The sequence below is a fragment of the Amycolatopsis sp. WAC 01376 genome, assembly GCF_003947415.1.
Lineage (GTDB): Bacteria > Actinomycetota > Actinomycetes > Mycobacteriales > Pseudonocardiaceae > Amycolatopsis.
Genome location: NZ_QHKL01000003.1, coordinates 424,558 through 445,044, shown reverse-complemented (window position 1 = coordinate 445,044; position 20,487 = coordinate 424,558). Strand labels below are relative to the sequence as shown.

Sequence of the window (20,487 nt, the reverse complement as noted above, 5' to 3'; positions counted from 1 at the left end):
ATGAAGCAGCAAGAAGTCCTCCGGCATGTGACCACGCCGCTCACGAACCCGGCGTACGCGCCGGTGGTGCCCCGGTTCACGAATCGCGAGTACCTGAACATCGTCTACCGCACCGACGCCGACGCCCTGCGCGCCGTCGTGCCGGAGCCGCTGGAGATCGACGAGCCGCTGGTGCGGTTCGAGGTGATGAAGATGGGCGACGTCAGCGGTTACGGGCCCTACACCGAGTCCGGACAGGCGATCCCGGTGAGCTTCGAGGGTGAGCGTGGCGAGTACCTGCACGCGATGTACCTCGACAACTTCCCGGCCACCGCGTCCGGCCGGGAGATCAGCGCCTACCCGAAGACCATCGGATCGCCGAAGCTGTTCGCCGAGAACGGCGCGCTCGTCGGAACGCTCGACTACGGCAGCCAGCGCGTCGCGACCGCGACCATGGGCTACAAGCACCACCGGCTGGACGTCCGCGAGGCCGAAGCACAGATCACCGTGCCGACGTTCATGCTCAAGACCATCCCGGACTACGACGGTTCGCCCCGGGTCTTCGAACTGGTCCGCACCGAGATCACCGACGTGGTGGTCAAGGAGGCGTGGACCGGGCCGGCGCGGTTGCAACTGTTCCAGCACGTGCTGGCCCCGCTCGCCGATCTCCCGGTGCTGGAGGTCGTTTCGGCGAGCCACATCCTCACCGACCTGACACTCGCCCCGGTCAAGCCGGTCTTCGACTACTTGAAGGGAGCACGGTCATGACTTTCCGGAACGCCGCGGTGATCGGCGCGGGCACCATCGGCCTGTCGTGGACGGCGTTGTTCGCCGCGCACGACATGGAGGTCCTGGTCTCGGACCCGCGGCCGGATCTCGCCGACGCCGTCGCCGACGCACTGGAGACGTTCGCGCCGCATCTCGGCCGGGACGCCGCGGACCTCGCCCCTCGCGTCCACCTCGCCGCTGACGTCTCCGAAGCCGTCCGGAACGCGGATGTCGTGCAGGAGAACGGACCCGAGAACGTCGAGTTCAAAAAGGAACTGTTCGCGACCCTGGTCCGTGAGGCACCGTCTCACGCGCTGCTTCTCAGCTCGTCTTCCGCGATCCCCTCGACGGCTTTCGCTGCGGAGCTGGGCGACGCGTCGCGAGTCCTGATCGGACACCCGTTCAACCCGCCGCACCTGATCCCGCTGGTCGAGGTCGTACCCGGTGAGCGCACCAGCGCCGAGTCGGTGGATCGTGCCGTCGAGTTCTACCGGTTCGTCGGCCGCACCCCGGTGGTGGAACGCAAGGAGATCCCCGGTTTCGTCGGCAACCGGCTGCAGAACGCGCTGAGCCGCGAGGCGATCTACCTGGTGGAACAGGGTGTCGTGTCACCGTCCGAATTGGACGCGGTGATGACGAACTCGCTCGGCATCCGCTGGTCCACCGTCGGGCCGTTCCTCGGCTCGCATCTGGGCGGCGGCCCCGGCGGCTACCGGCACATGGCCGAGCACATCGGCAAGTCGATGAAGAAGATGTGGGCGGGCCTCGGTCAGCCCTCGCAGAACCCCGAAGAACAGGAACGGCTCATCGAAGCCGTGGAATCCGCTTACGGCTCCTCCACGTACTCGGAACTCGCCGAGGCGCGCGACCGCAAGCAGCTCGCGGTGCTGTCCGCTTTGGACAGTGCCGTCAGTACCCGCAAGGAGGAGAACTGAGATGACCGCCGACTTCTACGACTACGAGGATCTGCTGCCGGAGGAGGAGCGCAAGCTGCTGCTCAAGACGCGTGACTTCATGCGCGCCGAGGTCAAGCCGCTGGTGAACGAGTACTGGGCCAAGGGCGAGTTCCCGCACGAGCTCGTCGGCAAGTTCCGCGAACTCGGTGTCGCCGGGCTGCCCTACGAGGGCTACGGCGAGCACCTCCCGGCCACCAGCCACCTGCTCAGCGGCATGATGGCGATGGAGATGACCCGCACGGACCCGTCGGTGGCGACCTTCTTCGGCGTCCACAACGGACTCGCGATGTACAGCATCTACTCGGGCGGCGACCAGGAACAGCGCGACCGCTGGCTCCCGTCGATGGCGGCGATGGACAAGATCGGCGCCTTCGCGATGACCGAGCCGCTCGGCGGATCCGACGTCGCGGGCGGCATGCGGACGACGGCGCGCCGTGAGGGCGACACCTGGATCCTCAACGGTGCCAAGAAGTGGATCGGCAACGCGACCTTCGCCGACCTGGTCATCGTGTGGGCCCGCGACGAGGAAGACAACCACGTCAAGGGTTTCGTCGTCGAGAAGGATTCGCCCGGGTTCGTCCCGGTCAAGATCGAGAACAAGTTCGCGTTCCGGATCGTGGAGAACGCGGAGATCACCCTGACCGACGTCCGGGTCCCGGAGGCCGATCGGCTGCAGGGCATCGATTCGTTCCGCGACGTCGCCGAGATCCTGCGCGCGACCCGAGGCGGTGTGGCTTGGCAGGCGCTGGGCGTGATGATCGGCGCCTACGAACTCGCGCTGGACTACGCCAAGGAGCGCCGGCAGTTCGGCCGTCCGATCGCGCGGTTCCAGCTGGTGCAGGACCTGCTCGTCAAGAGCCTCGGCAACATCACCGCTTCGTGGGGCATGCTGGTGCAGCTCGCCCGGTTGCAGGACGCCGGGATCTTCAAGGACGAGCACTCGTCGCTGGCGAAGGCGTTCGTGACCTCGCGGATGCGTGAGGTCGTCGCCTGGGGCCGGGAGATCTTCGGCGGCAACGGGATCGTGCTGGACAACGACATCATGCGGTTCTTCACCGACGCCGAGGCGATCTACTCGTTCGAAGGCACCCGGGAGATGAACACGCTGATCGTCGGAAAGGCCATCACCGGCCAGAGCGCTTTCGTGTGACCTGACCGCCTGTCCGTGAAGGCCTCCTTGAGGGACCCAGGGTCCCTCAAGGAGGCCTTCACGGACTTGCTAGCGGTACTTGTCACCGCAGGTGCTTTGGCTTCCGGAGGAGAAGCCATCGCGGAAGGCGGCGACCCTGGCGAAGCCCGCCGGAAGTGTCCGGCCCCGGACGTCCGCCGCGATCAGGCTGTTCCGCGTCAGCATCTCGGCGATCGCCTCGTCGAGGTCGCCCGGTGACAACGTGAGCGCCCCGCCGTCCACGATGGTCGACGCCCAGAAACCGGTGAGACAGGCCGTCCGCTGCGCGGCCACCGGACCGTCGAGCCGGAAGCCGCCCTCCTGCTGGACCGCGAGCGTGTAACGCGACGCGACCTCCGCGAACGCGGCGAAGTCACCGATGCCGCCCTGCCGTCCCCTGCGCGGCGGGGTGCCGATCCGGACGAGGCCGTCGAGGTCGAGGTTGATCTGGTTGGACTCCGAGCAGTACGACGCGAGCGCGTCCTCGGCCGTCACGCCGCAAGCCGCTCCGGTGGTGAGCGTCGGCGGGGCGGCCGCGAGGCGGAAAGCCTGCCGCAAACTGGTGGTGAGGTCGGCCAAGGCCTGACGGTCGTCGAGGCGGACGTTCTCCGCCGCGGCCCGCTCGTCGGCCGCGCCTTGGGTACTACGGCCTTCGACTTCCCGCTCGTCGATCTCGGCGCATCGGGCGGGCCCGTCGGTGAACCCGAACTGAAACGCGGACACCCGATCGAACGCGTTGCCGTGCGCGCTGTCGTCGTCGAAAGCCACGCCGGCGGAATCGCGGATCTGAAACAGCGCCGTGAGCACCTCGTTCAGCCCGCGGCCGGTGGAGACCTGGAACATCGGCGACTTACCCTCGGCGACCCAACGGAGATACGACCCGGTGTAACAATCGGCCTGCTGCTCCTTGACGATCGACGGCGTCGCGGCGGGCAGCCCCAGCCGGAACTGGACGGCGTGGCCGATCTCGTGGGCGAGCACAGCCATCACCGCCGCCTGCCCGATGGAGTCGTTGAGCATCGGCAGCAGTTCGCCGCGATCCCAGGCGACGACGTCCTGCCCGGCACAGTAGAAGGCGTTCACCAACCCGGCCGTCGAGGTGCCGCAGATCTTCCGGCCGCGACCGGCCGAATCGTAGGAGACGAGGCTCGCCAGCGGCCGGAAGTCGCGCTTGAACACCGCGGGCAGATGCTCCCGCCAGTACCGCTGGACGTCGGCGACCGCGTTGGCCGCGAGCCTGTCGATCTCCCCGCCGTCACCACCGTCGACAGGGAGACCGGCGTCGAGCACGCCGGGCTTGAGACCGCTGGGGCCGTCGGTGATCTCGAGGCCGGCGACCAGGGTGGGATCCACCGGTTGCGCCACTCCGCCCACGGTCCCGGTGCAAGCGGTGAGGCAGAGGCTCAGCAGAATCATCCAGGCAGACCGACACTTCATCACACGATCCCCCGTCTCCCGTGGTTTCCGACGTCCTCTACACGGACGGCGGTTCGGTGCGGTTCAAAAGAATCTTGGGCGGGCTCGGGCTGGCGTTCGCAAGTAGGTGACTAATTGCTTCCTCGACCTGCGCCCAAATCACCCGGGAGTGGTAAATGGACTCGCTGATTGTCGCTTAAAATTACGAACGCTTGTTCGATTGTTTTGCGGTATTCTTGTGGGGTGTCCGAGACCTTTCTTCCCGAGTTGCCGCAGGAGTTGTGGCGCGCTGGCAAGCTGGAGCTTGCCCAGGGCGTGCAGCAGTCTTTGCAGGTGATCAGGATGGCCACCGCCGGACTGGGGCAGTTCTTGGCGGAGATCGAGTCTCGTGGTGTCAAAGACTTGTACGGCTATGGCCGCACGGCGAACTGGTTCGCTGATATAGCGGGATTGTCGGTTAGTGAGGCGGGTGCGGTGGTGAACCGGGCCATCGCCCTGAACCCCACGCGGACCTTGGACGGCACGGAGGTTCCGCCTGTCGCGCCCGCCACCGCCGCTGTCGCCGCCGAGGGGCTTGTCGGGGATGAGCGGATCGACCAGATCCTGGAGATCTTGAAGAAGCTCCCCGCCGATACCTCTGTTGAGGATCGGGCGAGTGCGGAGAAGATCCTCGCCGACCTCGCCCGCGACGCCGGACCCCGCCAACTCGCCGACGCCGAAGCGAACCTGCTCGCGTGGCTCGACCCCGACGGCAATGAACCGAAGGATCCTGAACCCAAGGAACCGCGCCGCGAGATCACCCTGGAACGCCGCAAGGACGGGTTCTGGAAGCTCACCGGTCTTCTCGATGACGAGACGGGTGCCCGCACCGCGGCGGCTTTGGAGGCGCACGCGGCGCCGCGGCCGGTGGACGAGTTCGGCCAGGCCGATCTGCGGATGAAATGCGAACGCATGGGTGATGCCTGGGTCGACATCCTGGACTTGGCGATCGCGTGCCCCGACCAGCCGGGCACCAGCGGCTACCGCACCCTGCTGCATGTCACCATCGGACTCGACGAACTCAAATCCGGTCTCGGCACCGCCTGCTTGGACTTCGTCGGCACGATGACCGCTCGCGAGGCCCGCCTGGCGGCCTGCGACTGTCTGATGCTCCCGGTCGTGATGAGCGCCGCCGGGGAACCCCTCGATGTGGGACGGTTGAGGCGGTTCGTCACCCCCGGCCAGAGACGCGCCCTCAACATCCGCGACGGCGGCTGCGCCTTCCCCGGCTGCCACCGGCGGCCCAAGAACTGCCACGCACACCACATTCACCACTGGGCAGACGGAGGCCCCACCGACCTCCGGAATCTCGTGCTGCTCTGCGGTTTCCACCATCGGCTGATCCACCACGGTGATTGGGAAGTCCGGATGGCCGCCGATGGGTTACCGGAGTTCATCCCGCCTCAATACCGAGATCCGCTCCGAAAACCCCGGCGCAACACCCTGCACCACGTGTGACCCGAGGAGCCCGCCAGCCGCACCGGCGACGGGCCCCTCGGCATGCCCAGCGGACTTGAAGTACATGAAGGACCCCTTCCTTGCGCCTAGGTATAGGAAGGGGTCCTTCACGTACCCGGGAACGCGTGAAGGACCCCTTCCCTCGGCTCAGCCGAGGAAAGGACCCCTTCACGCGCTCAAGTTCCGACCCGCCGGTGCCACCGAGATTTCCCGTTCCGTGAAGGCCCCCTTGAGGGACCCAGAGTCCCTCAAGGAGGCCTTCACGGAACGACGATCCCGAGCCAACAGAAATCCCCCACAGAAGCGTCCCGCGTGACCGGACCGATCACGCACGACTGTGTGGATTTCTGGTCATCCAACGCACCAAAATCCACACAGTCCCCACCGCAAGAGAACATGAAGACCTCCTGCTGCTCTGCGGTTTCCACCACGGTGATTGGCAAGTCCGGATGGCCGCCGATGGGTTACCGGAGTTCATCCCACCCCAATACCGAGATCCACTCCGAAAACCCCGCCGCAACACCCTCCACCACCGCTGAACCCGAGGAGCCCGCCAGCCACACCGGCGACGGGCCCCTCGCCATGCCCGCAGCTCCGTCTGACCGCTCAGTTCACGCAGCCGGCCATCTCGGGCGGCGCGGAAGACTTCGACGAAGGCGGAGCGGCGACCGAAGACGTGGCCGCCACCGGCTTGATCCCGATCCCCCCGGTCGGCTCCCCCACCGCGGCGGCACTCGTCGACGTCAGCGCGGACTTCACGAACGCCTTCACCTCGGCCGGGTCGACCTTGACCGCGTCGCCGTCGGACGGCGTCGGCAGGGAAAGGCTCTGGACGGGGATGGTCTGGAACTTCAGCGCCCCCGAGCTCATCCCCCGCAGCTGTTGCGCGAAGCCGATCACATCCCAGCCGCGGTCGAGTACGACCGAACCCTGGATCGCGCCGACCAGTGCGCTGAGCCTGGAGGGATCGGTGAACGTCCCGGCGTCGAGGACGGTCTTGGCCATACTCGAAAGGAACGCCTGTTGCCGCGCGATGCGGTCCAGGTCGCTGGGCAGCCCGTGCCGTTGCCGGACGAATGCGAGCGCCTGCGGCCCGGAAAGCAACTGTTTGCCCGCCGGGAACGATGCCCCGGAGAACTTGTCCTGCACCGGTGCGTTGAGACAGACCTCGACACCGCCGACGGCTTCGCTCAGCGCGGAGAAACCGGCCAGGTTGACCGCCGCGTAGTGGTTGATCGAAAGCCCGGTGAACTGCTCGATCGTCTGGATCGTGAGTTTGGCGCCCGCTTCGTTGGCCTTGACCTCGAGCTGCGGACCGCTCAAGCCCTGAGCGCGCAGGGTGTTCATCGCGGCGTTCTTGCCGCGACTGTACGCCGAGTTGATCTTGTGCTTGCCGAATCCGCCCGCGATGTCCACATAGGAATCACGCGGGATGGAGATGGCTGTCGCGCCCGCTCCGCCCGCCGGGATGTGGACCACGATCATCGTGTCGGTGGTGTCGCCGCCGTCGTCGTCGCTGCCGGCGTGCAACGCGTCAAGGACGTTCTGCGGCAACGGATTCCCGTTGGAGTCGGTCCGCGAGTCGATTCCGACGAGCAGGATGTTCTGCGCCACCTTCAGCGGCTCGCCCGCCGGGCCGTCGGGCACCTGCGCGGAGGGCGCGATCACGTCGGCCGTGACGATCGCGTCGTCCAAACGGCTCAACTGCGTCCACGCGAAACCCGTGATCCCCAGAACGGCCGTCGACACCAGGCCCAGTGCGACGCGGCCGCCGATCCGCCGTCCTCGCGACGTGAGCAGCACGACCTTCTCCCCGCTTCCGTGAATGATCCCCCGCGATCGAGGATCACCGCGTTAGCTGGGAATTACCTGAGAAACGTGTCATAGGCAGGTCTTAAAGCCCGTTCGGACCAGCCGAAGTGATCAAGCAGACAATCGATCGCGACACGGAGTGCCGGACCGACCGCGCAGCGCTTTCCTAGCGGGGCATCCGGCGCCAGATCGCGCGCGGCACCATGCGCATCACCGCGAACACCAGCCTCAGCAGTCCCGGGACCCACACCGTATCCCGGCGTTTCCGGAGCGCGGCGACCGTCGCGTCGGCGACCTGGTCGGGGGTGCTCGAGAACGGCGCGGGCGCCATCCCCTCGGTCATCCGGCCGATGACGAACCCGGGCCGCACGAGGAGAAGGTGCACGCCGGTGCCGTGCAGGGCGTCGGCCAGCCCGCTCGCGAAGCCGTCGAGGCCCGCTTTCGCCGATCCGTAGACGTAGTTCGCCCGCCGGACCCGCACCCCGGCGACGGACGAGAACACCACGAGGCTTCCGCTTCCTTGCTCACGAAGCACATTGGCCACATGTGTCAGCACACTCACGTGAGCCACATAGTCGGTGTGCACGATCGCGACGGCGTGGCCGGCGTCGGCCTCGGCGAGCGCCTGGTCGCCAAGGATCCCGAAGGCGGTGACGACGACATCGAGCGGTCCGTGCTCGGCGACGACCTTTTTGAGGAACGGACCGTGGCCCGCGAGGTCGTCGGCGTCGAACTCGGCGACGTCGACGGTCTCCGCTCCCGCGGCCAGCAGCCGCTCGGACTCCGTGCCGAGGTCCCCGCTCCGTCGCGCGGCCAGCACCATCCGGCGCGCCCCGCCCTTGGCGAGCCGCTCCGCGACCGCGAGGCCGATTTCGCTGCGTCCGCCCAGTACCAGCACCGTTCCGCTCACGGGACGCAGTCTGCCAGGCGGCTCGTCGCCGCCCGGCAGTGGCACGGTTCACAAACTGCAATTTTGCAGTCTCTGCATCTTTGGGCGTATCGTGGTGTCCATGCCCGAACCCGTCAAAGGTCTCCGCGAGCGCAAGCGGCTGGAAACCCACCGCGCGCTGGCGACCACCGCCGTCCGGCTCGTCGCCGAACGCGGTCTGGACCAGGTGACGGTCGAGGACATCAGCGCGGCGGCGGGGGTCTCACCGCGTACGTTCTTCAACTACTTCGCGTCCAAAGAGGACGCTGTCGTCATCGCCCACGCCGACACCGCCGAGCGGTCACAGCGCACCATTGAACGATTCCTCGCCACACCGAAGGAAGTCAGCGCTCCACGCGCTTTCGTCGATGCGCTGAAGGAGGAATTCGCCCACATCGACGAGAACCGCGAAGAGTGGCTCGGCCGGATGAAGGCGATCCACGAGAACGCCACGCTGCATTCGCGAGCGGTGGCCATGAATCACGACACCGCAGAGCAGACGATCGAGGCGATCGCGCGCCGCGTCGGCATGGACTCCAAGGCCGATCTCTACCCGACGTTGCTGCTGTCCGCGCTCGGCGGCGCGATCAACGCCGCGCTCATCCTCTGGTACCAGCAGGACGGCCGGGTGTCCGCGCTCGATCTGCTGGACGAAGCCGTCGAAACACTTCTCGCCGGGCTCCCGGAGCCCGGCGGCCGCGCGCGCTGACCGCGCCCGGCAGCACAGGAACACGAAGGGGGACCACCATGTCCGTATCCACGACCGAACCGCGAGAACCGGACGCGCCGCCGGGCGCGATGGGCCGCAAACAGGTCCTCGAAGCCATGTCGGGGCTGATGATGGGCATGTTCGTCGCCATCCTCGCCTCGACGGTGGTCGCGAACGCGCTGCCGCGGATCGTGTCCGAACTCGGCGGCTCGCAGTCCTCCTACACCTGGGTGGTCACCACCGAGCTGCTCGCGATGACCGCGACGGTTCCGCTCTGGGGCAAACTTTCCGACCTGTACAACAAGAAACTGCTGATCCAGCTGTCACTCGGGCTGTTCGTGGTCGGTTCGCTGGTCGCCGGTTTCGCGGGCAACATCGAGCTCCTGATCGGCAGCCGGGTCGCGCAGGGCATCGGCGCGGGCGGGCTCACCGCGCTCGCGCAGGTGATCATGGCGGCCATCGTTTCGCCGCGTGAACTCGGGAAGTACTCGGGGATCTTCGGTGCCGTGTTCGCCGTCGGTACCATCGCGGGCCCGCTGATCGGCGGCCTCATGGTGGACACGTCGTGGCTCGGCTGGCGCTGGTGCTTCTTCCTCGGGGTCCCGTTCGCGATCGCCGCGATCCTGCTCCTGCAGCGCACCTTGAACCTGCCGACGATCAAACGTGACGTGAAGGTCGACTACCTCGGCGCGTTCCTGATCATGGCCGGTGTCTCGACGCTGCTGGTGTGGTCCTCGCTGGCCGGGCACCAGTTCGCGTGGGGCTCGTGGTGGACGGCCGGCCTGGTGACCGCCGGTGTGGTCATCCTCGCCCTCGCCGTCTACGTCGAGTCGAAGGTGGCAGAGCCGATCTTGCCGCTGAGCCTGTTCCGCAACCACACGGTCACCCTGACCACCCTCGCGAGTTTCCTCGTCGGTGTCGCGATGTTCGGCGGGACGGTGTTCCTTTCGCAGTACTTCCAGCTGTCGCTCGGCAAGTCGCCGACGGTGGCCGGGCTCCTGAGCCTGCCGATGATCTTCGGCCTCCTCGTCTCGTCGACGGTCTCGGGCCAGCTGATCAGCCGGACGGGCAAGTGGAAGAGCCACCTGCTGCTCGGCTCGGTGCTGATGACCGCGGGCCTTGCCCTGCTGGGGACGCTCGACGCCCACACGAACCTCGTCGTGCTCAGCGCGTTCATGGTGGTGCTCGGGGTCGGCGTCGGCATGCTGATGCAGAACCTGGTCCTGGTGGCGCAGAACGACGTCGACGCGCACGACCTCGGCACGGCGACCTCCACGCTGTCGTTCTTCCGCAGCCTCGGCGGCTCCATCGGGGTGAGCGCGCTGGGCGCGGTGCTCGCGAACCGGGTCGTCGCGCTGATGAGCGAGAAGCTCGGACCGCTGCCCGGTGGCGGCGAGGGTGGCGCGGTGCCGAACATCGCCACGTTGCCCGAGCCGGTCGCGAACGTCGTCCGCGAGGCCTACGGGGACGCGACCAGCGAGTTGTTCCTGATCAGCGCACCGATCGCGCTGCTGGTCGTCGTCGCCGTCGCCTTCCTCAAGCACAAGCCGCTCAAGACCCAGTCGGGTAACGAGCGGCTGGCCGAGGAGACCGTCGCCTGACCACCACGACAGAGGGGCCCGGTTCGCCGAACCGGGCCCCTCTTTTTTCGCGCGCGAAGAACTACGGTGGAAATTCGGTAACGCGATCAAGTGGTTTCAGGCGGCACTGCCGACGCGAATCAGACGGCGCCGTTCGCTGCCGGTCAGCCCACCGAAAACGCCATCGGTCAACCCGTTGTCGACGGCGTAGGCCAGACAGGCGGAAATGACCGGGCATCGTGCGCAAACGGCCTTCGCCCTCGCCGCCTGCCGTGCGCCGGGACCGGTTTCGGTGACCGGGAAGAACAGTTCGGGATCCTCACCGCGGCAAGCGGCCTCACCGAGGTCGCCCGCCATTCTCGTTTCCATTTTCCTATCACCTCCTCTTTCCCGATTTTCCCTTCCTCGTCAAACGACTTCTCCCTCGATGCCGGGTATCCGGCCCCGTACTCCACGCAAACCTCACCTTGACCGAATCGTTACACTCAGCGGCCCGCTCACTGCACCTGTCCTGTGAGGGCATTCGCGTCAGGCGGCTGAGAGCGGTGAGTGCGGGTGATGGGCCACGACGGGTTCGACGAGTTCTTCCACGCCGAATTTCCGCTGCTCACCGGCTTTCTCTGCAAAACGGGCCACGCACTGGACCCGGCCCGGGACGCGGCGGCCGAAGCGATGCTCAACGCCTACGAGGACTGGCAGAGCATCACCCAGCCGGAATCGTGGGTCCGCCGCGTCGGGCAACGGCGCGCGAAGGAGCAGACCGCGGTCCGGGGCGACTGGGCCTTCGCCGACGCCGGCCGGGAGGACAAGCTCACCGTTCTCGCCGATGAGGCGTCGTCCATCCTGACCATGCTGGGGCGGCTGCCGAAACGCCAGCAGCTCGGCATGGCCTGGTCACTGGACGGCTACACGTCGCGGGAGATCGCCGGGGTGCTCGGGATCGCGGAGGAGGCCGTCCGCGCGACACTGCGTCACGCGCGCGGCCGGCTGGCGGAGACCGACCCCGAGTTCGTCGACCACCTGGACAGCGCGAACGCCGCCTTCATCGACGCGCTGCGGATGGGGCTCGACGCCGACGACACCCTGTCCCGGATCAAGAACCGCGCGATGATCAGGGAACTCGCACTGGTGGAGCCGGGTAAGGCGGAACCGGAACAGGTGACGGCGTCACGCTGGTACACCCTGGACGAGCCCGTCGCCGCCGCCGGACGAGGTGACCGGCGGGCGCTGGACCACCTGCTGGCCACCATCCGCCCGCTCGTGATCCGATACTGCCGGGCGCGGATCGGCAGACAGGAACGGACGTACGCCTCCGCGGACGACGTCGCGCAGGAGGTCTGCGTGGCGATCCTCCGCGCGCTGCCCACCTACCGCGAACGCGGACGGCCGTTCCTCGCCTTCGTCTACGGCATCGCCCAGCACAAGGTCGCCGACGCCCGCCGCGCCGCCGCCCGCAACCGCACCGAACCCGTCGCCGAAGTCCCCGACGGCGTCTCCGATTCCGCCGGCCCGGAACAACACGCGCTGCACAACGAATTGAGCGACCGGATGGGCGAACTGCTCCGGATCCTGCCGGACAAGCAGCGGGAGATCGTCGTGTTGCGGATCGTCGTCGGCCTTTCCGCGGAGGAGACCGCCGGTGTGGTCGGCTCGACGGCCGGCGCCGTGCGGGTGGCGCAGCACCGGGCTTTGACGCGGCTGCGCAAGATTCTCACCGAAGACTGGTGAGATCCGCGGATACCTGATCGTTCGCTTCGCGTGTCTGGGAGGACGACACACGTGATCGGGCGGACGACACGCGTGTTCAGACGGACGGCTCGCGGCTCACGGGCGGCAGCGTTCCGCGGTCGCCGCGGCCGTCTTCAGTTCGGGTGCCCCGAGGATGGCCGCGACCGGATCGAGCGCGCCGTGCGTGTCCTTCTGGGCGGAGATGAGTCCTTCGACCGCACGGGCTTGCGCCGCGGTGTCGTTCTTCCCGGCCGCGTCCAGATCGGCCTTCGCTTTCACGGTCTTGTCGCGTGCCGAGGTGTACTTCCCCAGAAAGTCCTTCTTCGCCGTCTCTCCGGCCGGGACCGGCGCCGCGGCCGCGGCGCCGAGGCCGTCGACGGTCTTGCTCAGAATGGTCGCGTAGTGCCCGAGCTGGTCGCTCGTGCTCTTCTTGATGGCCTCGACGGTGTCGCCGGTCGCCGAGGTCATCTTGTTGTTGCCTTCGATGAAATCCTTGACCGCGCCGCAGAATCCGTTCATCCAGGCCACCGCCACGGCCGATTCCGCGACGGACGGCGATGGCGACACCTGTGCCGCCGCCGGGCCCGGAGCGCAACCGGCCAGCACCGTCGCGGCCAGCGCGATCCCCGCCGCGCCCAGGATCCCGGTCGTCGTCTTGTGGGCTGCGCACATGTTCGTTTCCCCTCTCTTCCGGCAGGTTTTCCGGCCGGCGCGAGGACTTTGACATGGCGGAACACGCGGAGTCTGCGTCATCTGACTCAGAACGGAAGCTCCGCGCTCGAACTCGTAACGTTCGAGGCACGGCGGCCGGATGGCGTAACGAGGCGCGGACAGGAGGCGAGTACCGCATTACCCCTGTTCGCTTCGAGGGCAACCAGCCGAAGAGGAAGCACCATGGCCATCAAGATCATCGCAGCGCGGCTCGAAGGTGGGAAGTTCCACGAAAGCATCACGAAACTGCGTTGGATCAATCCCGGCAGCGGCGAAACCGGCGAGAGTTTCGTTTCGGCGATCGTGGCGTGGATCGAGGACGACGACGGCAAGGCCTACGTGGACGAGGGAATCCACCGGGTCGCCGTGGAGATCCTCAAGCTGACCTTCGGCCCGAAATTCCTGCGCACGCGGGCGGACGGGATCTGGAAGAACAACCTGCTGGAGCTGCCCCGTTTCTGAAGGAGGAGCGTCCACAAAGGACCGATGAGCCATCTTTCCGACGGCATCATCTCGAAGCCCTCACGTCCGCGCTGGACCTGACCATCGATCGCGGAGCCGACCTCAGTGGCCGACTGAGGGTAGGCGGTGAGAGTCGTGCCCCTCGGGCCACGACAAGTTGCGCACTCCACGAGTCGCTACAGGTGGCCTTCGTCAACGACTGGCAGCGCACCGGCGCGTTACCCCGCTGCCGGACCGGGCACCGCGGCCCAAGATCGCACCAGGATGATCGAGGTCAGATTGGCAGGAATACGTGCTTGTGACCAGTTCCCCGGATGGCTTCATGCTCGGCATGATCGCGATCGTCGCGCTACTCGCCATTGCAGTGATCCTGCTGGCGTACATCGCGTTCAAGCTCAGCGGTCGAAGCTGAGCTGTGAGAACAGCCCGCTCAAACGGTCTCAACCCCACATCGAGACCGTCTTCTGACAACCGCTCAACAGCACCGTGCGGCAATGCTCGCCGAAACCGGTGCGGATGAAGATGGGACAGGCCAACCTCGTCCGCACGCCGGTGAATGATCCTTCCCCACGCCCAACGCACTTGTCTTGTGCACGCAGGTATCGCCGCACCGCGTCCCCTGCCGCCGGGCCAAACGAAACTTGCTAGCCATCTCCGCCGATTGACCTCATCAAGAGCGCGGCAGACCCCGATCCCGCGAGGGCCGCCGGACCGAAGCATCAGATAGCGGTGACGCGCTGGGACTGCGGGCCCTTCTGGCTCTGGCCGATCTCGAACTCCACACGCTGCCCTTCATCCAGGGACTTGAAGCCGTTGCCCTGAATCTCCGAGTAGTGCACGAACACGTCTGGCCCGCCACCGTCCTGCTCGATGAAGCCGGAGCCCTTCTCGCTACCCGCTCTTCATCGTGCGTCAGAGCGAGGCACGCACAACAACTGACGGTCACGTGGAATGGCTCGGTGAGTGTGGCTTTCACCGCGGATCCGCGAAAGCCACACTCACCGCATTCACTTGAGGCGTACCGGAAGACTCGTGTGCCCATTCGAAATGAACGACGGCATCTTCTCCAGTTCGGAAACCTCCGCCGCCAGGGCCAGATCGGGGAACCGTTCGAACAGCGCCGGTAGTGCGAGTTCCGCCTCCAGCCGCGCCAAGGGCGCACCGAGGCAGTAGTGCACCCCGTGCCCGAACGACAAGTGCTGACTCTTCGACTCCCGCGAAAGCCGGAACTCGTCCGCGTCGGAACCGTGCGCCTCGGGCGAACGGCCCGCTGCCGCGTACGAAGCCAGGATCGCCTCGCCCGCCTTGATGTGCACGCCGTCGATCTCGATGTCCTCCACCGCGTACCGCAGCGGAAGGTTCGCGATCGGCGCCTGCCACCGCATGGTCTCGTCGATCACCTCGGCCCAGGTGTGCTCCCCGGAGCGCACCTTCGCCAGCTCCTCCGGATGCGTCAGCAGTGCCAGGATCGCGTGGTGCAGCAGGTTCACCGTGGTCTCGTGCCCGGCCGAGATCATCAGGATCAGCGTGTCGATCAGCTCGGCCTCCTCCAGCACCGAACCGTCCTCGTCCCGCGCGGCGATCAGGCCGCTGGCGAGGTCTTCACCGGGGTTCACCCGCCCGTTCGCCACCAGCTGCCCGAGAATCCCGTACATCAGCACGCCGTTCGCCTGCGCCTCCTCGGCGCTGAGCGAGGTGTTGAACACCCCGTCCACCGCGCGCCGCAGCTCCGGCCGGTGCTCCTCGGGCACGCCGAACAGCTGGCAGATCACCTCGATCGGCAGCGGGTAGGCGAAGTTCTCCCTCAGGTCCACCGAATCCGGCCCGGCGGCGAGCCGGTCCAGCAGGCCGGTGGTCAGCTCCTCGACCCACGGCCGCAGTGCTTCCACCCGGCGCGGGGTGAACGCCTTCGACACCAGCGAACGGAGCCGCCGGTGGTCGCCGCCGTAGGCAGTGAACATGTTCTGCACCGAGACCCAGATCCGCAGCGGCCAGTCCTCTGGGATCTCACCGTCGCGGTAGGCCGCCCAGTGCAGGTTCGGGTTCTTCGACACCCGCGGGTCGGACAGCAGTTTCCGCAGCAACTCCGGCTGGGTTACTGACCACGCCACCACTTCGCCAGGGAGTTCCACCAGTGTCGCGGCTCCCCGGGCGCGGAGTTCGGCGCCTTCGGCGTGGATGTCACGGCCGTTGGGATCGAGGACGAACGGGCGGGCTGGTGCCATGGGTGCTCTCCTGTCGGGTCGGGAACGGGACTGGCCGGTGCGACGACGGGGGTGAACAGGACCGGGAGACCGGCCAGCGCGCGGTGGAATGGGCCCGGCCGCCAGCGCAATTCGGTGTCCGGCACAGCCAGGCGCAGATCCGGCAGCGCGTCGAGCAGGGTCTCGATGGCGGTGGTGGCGATCAGCCGCGCCGGACCCTGCGCCGGGCAGGAGTGCACCCCGGCGCTCCAGGCGATGTGCGCGCGGTTACCGGCCCGCTGGGCCTCGCCCAGCTCGGGATCGGTGTTGGCGGCGGCGAAACTGATCACCACGGGCTCGTCGGCAGGCAGACGAGCGCCCATCAGGTCGGCCGCCGGATAGGGGTAACCAGCGGAGTAGTTGGCCATGGGCGGGTCGCCCCAGAGGATCTCCTCCAGCGCGTCCTCCACGTGCAGGCTGCCGCCGGCCAGGTCCCCGGCGAAGCGCTCGTCCACCAGCAGCAGCCGCAGCCCGTTGGCGATCAGATTCTGCTGCGGTTCGGTGCCCGCGCCCATCAGCAGCACCAACTGGTGCAGCATCTCCTCGTCGGTCAGCCCTGAGGGGTGCGCCATCATCCACGAGGGCACGTCCTGGCTCGGCTGCCGCCGCTTGAGCGCCAGCAGGTCCAGCATGGCCGCGGTCAGCTCAGCGTTGGCGCGCTCCGGATCCACCATGTCGAAGATCCCGCGCATCCCCGCGGTGAGCCGCTCGCCCAGTTCCGGCGGGCAGCCGAAGAGGTGGTTGAACACCTGAAGAGAAAGGGTTCCAGCGTACTCGGTGAGCAGGTCCGCCCGGCCGTTCCGGGAGAACTTCGCGATCAGCTCCCGCGCGGCCTTCTCCACGTAGTCCAGAAGGGCGTGCGGGTTCACCCGCGAGATGCTGTCGGTGACCGCGCTGCGGTAGCGCGCGTGCACCGCGCCGTCGGTGAACAGGCAGTTCGGCCGGTAGCCCATCATCGGCATCACCGGGTTGTCCGGCGGCTGATTGGCCTGCCAGCGGCGCGGGTCCCGCGGATAGGTCTGCGGGGAGCGCAGCACGTCCAGCGCCGCCTCGTAGCTCAGTACCAGGCTCGCGTTCACCCCCGGCGCCAGCTCGACCGGCGCGACGTGGCCGTGTTCCTTGCGCATCCGCGCGTAGACCCCCGCCGGGTTCGCGGCGAATTCCTCGTCGTAGAGCGGGGTGCGCGTGGCGTGAGCGGGACAGCCGGGGGGCGGGATGGCGGGAACGGTCACGAATGCTCCTGGCGGACGGGAGTGAACAGGTAGTCGACCAGGCTGATCAGCGCCGAGGCCGCGGACGCGCGATCGCGGGCGTCACAGGTGACCAGCCGGGTCTGGGGTAGCAGATCGAGCGCCTCGCGCAGCTCGGCATCGGGAAAACGCGGCGCGCCGTCGAACTGGTTGACCGCCACCGCGTAGGGCAGGTCCAGTTCCTCCAGCAGGCCCATCACATCGAAGGAGTCCTGCAGGCGGGTGGGATCGACCAGCACCAGCGCCCCGAGCGCGCCGTGAGCCAGGTCCTTCCACATCTGCGTGAACCGCTGCTGGCCCGGGGCGCCGAAGAGGTAGAGCACCACCTCGTCGCTCAGTGTCAGGCGTCCGAAGTCCATGGCCACCGTGGTGGTGTCCTTGCCGCGCACGCCGGACAGGTCGTCGACCAGTGCGCCCGCCTGGGTCATCCGCTCCTCGGTGCGCAGCGGGCGGATCTCCGAGAGTGTGCCGACAAAGGTGGTCTTCCCTACCGCGAACGGGCCGACGATGAGGATCTTCACCGAGGTCCGGACCGAGGCGGGAACGTATCGGTCAGGTGAGAGCACGGAGGCCATCGAGTACCTTCTGCAGGAGTTGCTGGTCGGGGACTTCGGTCTCGCGCACCGCGGCCCGTGATTCGATGTGCCCGCTGTCGAGCAGGTCCGACAACAGCACCTTGGTGACGCTGGTGGGCAGCTTGAGATGCGCCGCCACCTCCGCGACGGCCAGCGCGCCGCCCCGGCACAGCTCCATCACCCGCCGTTTTTCCGGGCTCAGCCCGGCCACCGGCGCCCAGGTGGCCAGCACCACGGTGGCCACGTCGAGGGTGTTGCGGGTCGGATGGGCCCGGCCCTCGGTGACCACGTGCGGCCGGACCAGCGCCCGTTCCCGCCGCTGCCCGCTCATGCCGGGTTGCCAGGTCCCTCGGCCGGAAAGCGCGGTGGCGCGGTGAGTTCCTGGCCGAGTCTTTGCACCAGCTCTTGCAATCGCGAGGAAACACCCTCGATGTCCACCCGGCCGGTGGTCGACACCGCGACGTAGGCGCCCTGTCCGGCGGAAGTCAGGAAGACGAACCCGCCGTCGAATTCGATCAGCGTCTGCCGCCACTGCTCCGGCGGCTGACGGCAGAACTCGCCGGTGGCGCGGGCGAGCGACTGAAGCCCGGAGACCGCGGCGGCGGTGCGCTCGGCGTCCTCCACGGTGATTCCCTGCGAATGAGCCATCAGCAGGCCGTCGGCCGAGAGCAGCACCGCGGAGATGGTCTCCGGCATCTGCAGGGCCTGATCGAGCATCCAGCCCAACCGGTTGTTGGTGGTGACGGAGCTGCTCACTGGAAATCCCTTTCGTCATCGGTGGAAGAAGCGCGGCCCTGGCGGGTGCCGCGCTGCCAGGCCGTGGCCGTGGCGACCGGGCTGTGGTTCACCGGGGACTCGGTCACTTCCGGCGCGGTGGGCGGCGGCACCGGAACCGACAGCGTGGTGGTGGCCGACGCGGTCGCCGGGGCGCGTCGGCGACGGCGAGGAAGGCCGTGCGCGGTGGTGCCCAGTTCCTCGGCCGGTTCGGCCGGCTGTGGTTCCGGCGCGGGAACGCGCACGTGCGGGGTCGGGCTGGGAGTGATCGCGGCCGGACTGGCAGGCGCGGCCAGCGACGGGACTTCCTGCGGCGCCGGCGCCGGGACGGCGGCGCGGGTGAGCAGCTCGCTCGGCAGGAACAGAACCGCGCGCACCCCGCCGAAGGGCGAGCGCATGTCCACAGAGACGCGGAAACCGTAGCGGCGGGAAAGCACGCCGATGACGGCAAACCCGATCCTCGGCGGCACACCGAGCGCGGCGATGTCCTGACCGCCGTGGCCTTCCAGTAACCAGCCCGCGCGCTGCACCGCTTCCACCGTCATGCCGACCCCGGCGTCGTCGATGACGATCGCCAGCCCGTTGTGTGCCTGCTGAAAGGTGACCTGCACGGGTGAGCCGGGCTGCGAGTGGCGGGCGCCGTTGTCCAGCAGCTCGGCCACCGCCAGCACCACCGGTTCCACGGCCTGGCTGACCACCGCGGTGTCCGAAGGCGCCGGGATCTGCACGCGCGCGTAGTCGCGGATGCGGCCGGTGGCCCCGCGCACCACGTCGGTCAGGGTCGCGGCGGAGCGCTGCAGGCCCGGCCACGAACCGCAGAGCACGGCGGTCGCCTGGGCGCGGCGGCCCAGCTGCGAGTTCGCGTGGTCCAGGCCGAGCAGACCGTCGAGCACGTCGGGATTGTCGTGGTGCTCCTCCATCGCCGAGATCAGCACCTGCTGCTCCCCCGCGAGGTTCTGCACCGTGCGCATCATCGCGCGCAGGGTGGCGGCGGCGGATTCGGCGGCGTTGCGGCGGGTCTGGCCGGTCAGCTCGCTGATCACCACGAGCAGTTCGCGGTGGGGGTCCTCGCCGTTGAAGGCACGCAAGGGGCCGGGCACGGTCACGGCCTGGTTGACCTGCGACTCGACGATGGCAGGCAACCGCCTGTGCAGCAGGTGCCGGTCCTCCTCCTCCCGCGCGCGGAGTTCGGCCAGCAGCTGCTCACCACGACGGCCGGTGTTGGCGGTGACCCGGCGCTGGCGCACCAGCAACAGCGCGAAGGCCGCGGCGAGTAGCGAGACGCAGACCAGCGCTGCCGTCAGCAGGGGGTACTCCATGAAATCCTCACGATCGACAGGGCAAGGACGCCTGGGCCGAGCCGGGAGATCATGCGGCAGCTCCACGGCAGCGGGGATCGAAGGACGTCATCAGCAGCGAGTACCGTAGCGCAAACACGCCGTGAGCGGCAGCCGCTTCCCGCGAGAAAAGTGGTTCTGTGCAGGCTAAGCCGAGCGGGAAAGTTCCGCATCGTGCCCGCGGGGCCACCGGCGGCGGGGACTCAGGGCGACGGAGGGCACCCGGATGCCGTCGACGGATGGGCTGCGCGTTCGGACAACGAGTCGTGTTCGTTCGTCCATCTTTTCCCGTGAAGCCCACGAAGCACTGTGCCCCAACGGCATCGTCGTCAAGTGAACGCGATCACCGGGTTCGCGTGATGCGCTCCGCTCTGCGCGCACGAAGAGGAACGCGGGAATAGCACCGGCACGACCGCGAACAAGCCAGCCGCCACCATTCGCGTGTCAGCGAACATTGCGAGGCCATCGAGCTCGTCAGGCCCAGCCAGGGGAACGGGTGCTCCGGCTCCCGGATCACCTCGTCAGGACCAGAGACCACGCCGACCGTGCTCACGCTGCCACCGTCACCCGCCACGATGTCCGACACCGTCGCCC

19 protein-coding genes and 2 pseudogenes are annotated in these 20,487 nt (G+C 67.8%); 9 read left to right on the top strand and 12 right to left on the bottom strand.

Translation table 11 applies throughout. From position 1 onward, the window contains the following. From DMH03_RS18855 to DMH03_RS18845, 3 genes are read left to right on the top strand one after another with little or no spacing between them, the layout of a single operon-like run. Complete coding sequence (locus DMH03_RS18855; RefSeq protein ID WP_101606260.1) at window positions 1-747, top strand: acetoacetate decarboxylase; 747 nt, start codon at window positions 1-3, stop codon at window positions 745-747. Then, window positions 744-1,682: a 3-hydroxyacyl-CoA dehydrogenase NAD-binding domain-containing protein gene (locus DMH03_RS18850; RefSeq protein WP_125793330.1), complete on the top strand. Its 939-nt coding sequence runs from the start codon at window positions 744-746 to the stop codon at window positions 1,680-1,682. Before DMH03_RS18855 ends, DMH03_RS18850 begins: the two co-directional genes overlap by 4 nt. Before the next feature lies 1 nt (window position 1,683). After that, entirely contained in the window at window positions 1,684-2,853 is a 1,170-nt protein-coding gene (locus DMH03_RS18845; protein WP_125793329.1) for an acyl-CoA dehydrogenase family protein, read from the top strand. A gap of 69 nt (window positions 2,854-2,922) precedes the next feature. Here the strand turns inward: DMH03_RS18845 and DMH03_RS18840 are convergent, their stop codons facing one another. Then, on the bottom strand, window positions 2,923-4,236 hold the full coding sequence (locus tag DMH03_RS18840) for a neutral zinc metallopeptidase (RefSeq protein WP_233611556.1): 1,314 nt from the start codon (window positions 4,234-4,236) through the stop codon (window positions 2,923-2,925). 294 nt (window positions 4,237-4,530) lie between these two features. On the opposite strand from DMH03_RS18840, the gene DMH03_RS18835 reads away from it, so the two are divergent. Together DMH03_RS18835 and DMH03_RS42580 are read left to right on the top strand one after the other, a co-directional pair. Then, window positions 4,531-5,784 (top strand): HNH endonuclease signature motif containing protein, encoded by a 1,254-nt coding sequence (locus tag DMH03_RS18835; protein ID WP_125793328.1) that lies wholly within the window; start codon window positions 4,531-4,533, stop codon window positions 5,782-5,784. 401 nt (window positions 5,785-6,185) lie between these two features. Then, a pseudogene (locus DMH03_RS42580) lies at window positions 6,186-6,323 on the top strand (HNH endonuclease); the annotation flags it as partial. A gap of 67 nt (window positions 6,324-6,390) precedes the next feature. Here the strand turns inward: DMH03_RS42580 and DMH03_RS18825 are convergent. After that, window positions 6,391-7,587, bottom strand: a complete 1,197-nt coding sequence (locus DMH03_RS18825; protein ID WP_125793327.1) for an LCP family protein — start codon at window positions 7,585-7,587, stop codon at window positions 6,391-6,393. A 175-nt stretch (window positions 7,588-7,762) separates the two neighbouring features. Next, window positions 7,763-8,506 (bottom strand): SDR family NAD(P)-dependent oxidoreductase, encoded by a 744-nt coding sequence (locus tag DMH03_RS18820; RefSeq protein WP_125793326.1) that lies wholly within the window; start codon window positions 8,504-8,506, stop codon window positions 7,763-7,765. A gap of 100 nt (window positions 8,507-8,606) precedes the next feature. Between DMH03_RS18820 and DMH03_RS18815 the strand changes: the two genes are divergently transcribed. Beyond that, window positions 8,607-9,233: a TetR/AcrR family transcriptional regulator gene (locus DMH03_RS18815; RefSeq protein ID WP_125793325.1), complete on the top strand. Its 627-nt coding sequence runs from the start codon at window positions 8,607-8,609 to the stop codon at window positions 9,231-9,233. A 38-nt stretch (window positions 9,234-9,271) separates the two neighbouring features. Continuing rightward, on the top strand, window positions 9,272-10,834 hold the full coding sequence (locus DMH03_RS18810; RefSeq protein WP_233611555.1) for an MDR family MFS transporter: 1,563 nt from the start codon (window positions 9,272-9,274) through the stop codon (window positions 10,832-10,834). A gap of 96 nt (window positions 10,835-10,930) precedes the next feature. On the opposite strand, the gene DMH03_RS18805 is transcribed toward DMH03_RS18810, so the two are convergent. Next, window positions 10,931-11,182 (bottom strand): WhiB family transcriptional regulator, encoded by a 252-nt coding sequence (locus tag DMH03_RS18805; protein WP_125793324.1) that lies wholly within the window; start codon window positions 11,180-11,182, stop codon window positions 10,931-10,933. A gap of 189 nt (window positions 11,183-11,371) precedes the next feature. On the opposite strand from DMH03_RS18805, the gene shbA reads away from it, so the two are divergent. Then, window positions 11,372-12,541 (top strand): RNA polymerase sigma factor ShbA, encoded by a 1,170-nt coding sequence (shbA, locus tag DMH03_RS42975; protein ID WP_125793973.1) that lies wholly within the window; start codon window positions 11,372-11,374, stop codon window positions 12,539-12,541. Between the two features lie 96 nt (window positions 12,542-12,637). Here the strand turns inward: shbA and DMH03_RS18795 are convergent, their stop codons facing one another. After that, the gene (locus DMH03_RS18795; RefSeq protein ID WP_125793323.1) at window positions 12,638-13,213 is read right to left on the bottom strand and encodes a hypothetical protein; all 576 of its coding nucleotides are present in this window, start codon (window positions 13,211-13,213) and stop codon (window positions 12,638-12,640) included. A 222-nt stretch (window positions 13,214-13,435) separates the two neighbouring features. Here DMH03_RS18795 and DMH03_RS18790 point away from each other — a divergent pair, with 222 nt between their 5' ends. After that, window positions 13,436-13,714, top strand: coding sequence for a DUF3892 domain-containing protein (locus tag DMH03_RS18790; RefSeq protein WP_125793322.1), 279 nt, complete (start codon window positions 13,436-13,438; stop codon window positions 13,712-13,714). A 719-nt stretch (window positions 13,715-14,433) separates the two neighbouring features. Here DMH03_RS18790 and DMH03_RS18785 read toward each other — a convergent pair. The 7 genes and pseudogenes from DMH03_RS18785 to DMH03_RS18755 all read right to left on the bottom strand — a co-directional run. Next, window positions 14,434-14,607, bottom strand: a pseudogene (locus DMH03_RS18785) (cold-shock protein); the annotation flags it as partial. Between the two features lie 114 nt (window positions 14,608-14,721). Beyond that, window positions 14,722-15,828: a cytochrome P450 gene (locus tag DMH03_RS18780; protein WP_125793972.1), complete on the bottom strand. Its 1,107-nt coding sequence runs from the start codon at window positions 15,826-15,828 to the stop codon at window positions 14,722-14,724. Beyond that, window positions 15,810-17,189, bottom strand: coding sequence for a cytochrome P450 (locus DMH03_RS18775; RefSeq protein WP_125793320.1), 1,380 nt, complete (start codon window positions 17,187-17,189; stop codon window positions 15,810-15,812). Before DMH03_RS18775 ends, DMH03_RS18780 begins: the two co-directional genes overlap by 19 nt. Next, window positions 17,186-17,782 carry an ATP/GTP-binding protein gene (locus tag DMH03_RS18770; protein ID WP_125793319.1) on the bottom strand — a complete coding sequence of 199 codons (597 nt, stop codon included), beginning with the start codon at window positions 17,780-17,782 and terminating at the stop codon, window positions 17,186-17,188. Before DMH03_RS18770 ends, DMH03_RS18775 begins: the two co-directional genes overlap by 4 nt. Beyond that, complete coding sequence (locus tag DMH03_RS18765; RefSeq protein ID WP_125793318.1) at window positions 17,760-18,113, bottom strand: DUF742 domain-containing protein; 354 nt, start codon at window positions 18,111-18,113, stop codon at window positions 17,760-17,762. The genes DMH03_RS18770 and DMH03_RS18765 overlap by 23 nt, the downstream gene beginning before the upstream one ends. After that, a complete protein-coding gene (locus tag DMH03_RS18760) occupies window positions 18,110-18,538 on the bottom strand; it encodes a roadblock/LC7 domain-containing protein (protein WP_005153253.1) in 429 nt (142 codons plus the stop codon). The genes DMH03_RS18765 and DMH03_RS18760 overlap by 4 nt, the downstream gene beginning before the upstream one ends. Then, window positions 18,535-19,875: an ATP-binding protein gene (locus DMH03_RS18755; protein ID WP_125793317.1), complete on the bottom strand. Its 1,341-nt coding sequence runs from the start codon at window positions 19,873-19,875 to the stop codon at window positions 18,535-18,537. The genes DMH03_RS18760 and DMH03_RS18755 overlap by 4 nt, the downstream gene beginning before the upstream one ends. Window positions 19,876-20,487: the final 612 nt, after the last annotated feature.